Source organism: Mesorhizobium sp. M2C.T.Ca.TU.002.02.1.1 (genome assembly GCF_003997225.1).
In genome coordinates, this window is sequence record NZ_RZTO01000819.1 from 1 (window position 1) to 2,669 (window position 2,669).

2 protein-coding genes are annotated in these 2,669 nt (G+C 63.0%); both read left to right on the forward strand.

Translation table 11 applies throughout. The features are described from left to right. On the forward strand, window positions 1-1,717 hold a 1,717-nt coding region (locus EOD07_RS29885; RefSeq protein WP_164772670.1), incomplete at its 5' end, for an LPS-assembly protein LptD. A gap of 197 nt (window positions 1,718-1,914) precedes the next feature. Next, a partial coding sequence (locus EOD07_RS29890) for a peptidylprolyl isomerase (protein ID WP_164772671.1) occupies window positions 1,915-2,669 on the forward strand: 755 nt, incomplete at its 3' end.

Here is a 2,669-nt window from a genome sequence, read left to right on the forward strand (position 1 = left end):
CGTCTATAACAACCATCTCGGCGTCGGCGTCAAAGTCCCCTATTATTTCGCCCTGTCCCCGACCTATGACCTGACCGTCACCGGCAGCGGCTATACCAAGCAGGGTTTCCTCGGCGAGGCCGAGTGGCGCCAGCGTTTCAACAACGGCCAGTACACGCTGAAGATCGCCGGCATCAATCAGCAGGATCCCAATGCGTTCATCGATTCCGGCGTCCACAATGTGAATTCCGGCGAACCCGGCGATCCGAACAAGTTCCGCGGCATGATGGGCACCAAGGGCCAGTTCGCCATCAACGAGCGCTGGAATTTCGGCTGGGACGTGCTGCTGCAGACCGACAAGGAATTCTCGCGCACCTACAACATCGACGGCTATAGCGACCTCGTCCACCAGTCGTCGATCTATCTGACGGGCTTGAGCGACCGCAATTATTTCGACGTTCGCGCCATGCGCTTCGAGGTGCAGGAAGACACGCTCTCCAGCGATCCGACGTCGCGCTCCGCCAAGCAGCCCTGGGTGCTGCCGTCGTTCGACTACGCCTATATCCCCGACACCTCGGTGGCCGGGGGCCAGTTGTCGTTCAACGTCAACGCGCGCGTGATCAGCCGCAACCGGCTGGACGCCGTGCTGGCCAATCCGATCGATGACACTTCCATCAACAATGTGCGCGGCATCGAAGGCGAATCCAGCCGGCTGAGCGCGGAAGCCGAGTGGAAGCGCACCTTCACCACCGATGGCGGCCTGCAGCTGACGCCACTGCTCGCCTTCCGCGGCGACGCCGGCTACGTCAACGCCAATTCGGCTTCGCTCGCCGCCGTCAACCAGATGGGATCGAATCTGGGCGAAGACGTCGACATGCGCTCCTCGCTCGCCCGCTACATGGCCACCCTCGGCCTCGAGGCGCGTTGGCCGCTCCTGTTCTCGATGCCTAGCTCCAGCCACATCCTGGAGCCGACCGCGCAGGTCTTCGTGCGTCCGAACGAACAATATGTCGGCGGACTGGCCATCCCCAACGAAGACGCGCAGAGCTTCGTCTTCGACGCCACGACGCTGTTCGAGCGCGATAAATTTTCCGGCTATGACCGGATCGAAGGCGGCACGCGCGCCAATGTCGGCTTCAGGTACTCGGGCGCCTATGACAATGGCTGGGCCACGAACGCCATCTTCGGCCAGTCCTACCAGCTCGCCGGCGAAAACTCCTTTGCCGCACCGGATCTCGTCAACGCCGGGGCAGAGTCCGGCCTGGACAAGCGGACCTCGGACTATGTCGGCCTCGTAGGCTTCAACAGCCCGAGCGGTTTCTCCGGCTCGCTGAGCGGTCGTTTCGACGAGCAGACCTGGGAGGTCAGGCGCGCCGAAGTGAAGGCAGCCTATTCCAGCCTGCCGATATCGCTCAGCGCCAAATATGCCTTCATCGAGGCGCAGCCGCTTTATGGCTTCACCACCGACCGCCACGAACTCACGCTGGGCGCCTCGACGCATCTGGCGCAGAATTGGCGGCTGTTCGGCACGGGCACCTACGACCTCCAGACAAATGTGCTGGTCAAGGACGGTGTCGGCTTCGCCTATAACGATTCCTGCTTCACCTACATCATGACGTATTCGCAGACGCGTGACACCGTCACCAAGGAAGTGTCGCAGAACATCGGTTTCAACCTGTCGTTCCGCACGCTCGGCGATTTCGGTTCGTCAACAAGCGCGGTCGATACCATCCAGTGACCAAGCGGCAGGCCCGCGCGCCGATGGGGCTTTGGTCTTGATTTGGAGCGTGATCCTTCGAGAATGGGCCTGATTCTCAGGGCCATGCGTCGGCGACATCGTTTCGCCGCATAGGACGGGCATGGGGTCGACTGCATGGCGCAGGCGTTCGGAGGACGCGCGGCGCCGTCATGGTGGGGAAAGATCGGGAAGGTAAGATGAGGAAATACCTGTTTTCAGCGGGATTGGCGCTTCTGGTGGCGGCGGCCTCGGTTTCGGTCACGGCTGCCGTGCAGCCTGCTTTCGCCGCTGAGATCAAGTATGTCGTCAACGGCATACCGATCACCTCCGGCGACATCGCGCACCGCACCGCCTTCTTCAAGCTGCAGCACAAGAAGGGCGATGCCAAGGAGGAGATGATCGACCAGACGCTGCGGCTGGCCGAAGCCAAGCGACTCGGCATCCGCATCTCCGATCAGCAGGTCGACGCTGCCTACCAGCGCTTCGCCTCAGGCAACAAGATGCCGCTGGCGAGACTGGACGCGATCATGGCGCAATCGGGCGTCACCAAGGAGCATTTCAAGGAATTCATCCGCGCCCAGATGGCCTGGAACCAGGCGCTCAGCGCACGCTACCGCTCCGGCGAAGGCGGCTCGGTAACCGAGCAGGACGCCGTGCGGCGCATGCTCGACAAGGGCGGCGCCAAGCCGACGGCGACGGAATATATGCTGCAGCAGGTGATCTTCGTGGTGCCGGCATCGGAGCGCGCCGCCACGCTCGCCAAACGCAAGCGCGAGGCCGACGCCATGCGTGCCCGCTTCAACGGCTGCAACACCACGCGCGACTTCGCCAAGGGCCTGCTCGACGTCACCGTGCGCGATCTCGGCCGCTTTCTGGCGCCGCAATTGCCGTCAGACTGGGCCGAACAGATCAAGGCGACCAAGACCGGCGGCGCGACGCCGACCCGCGAGAC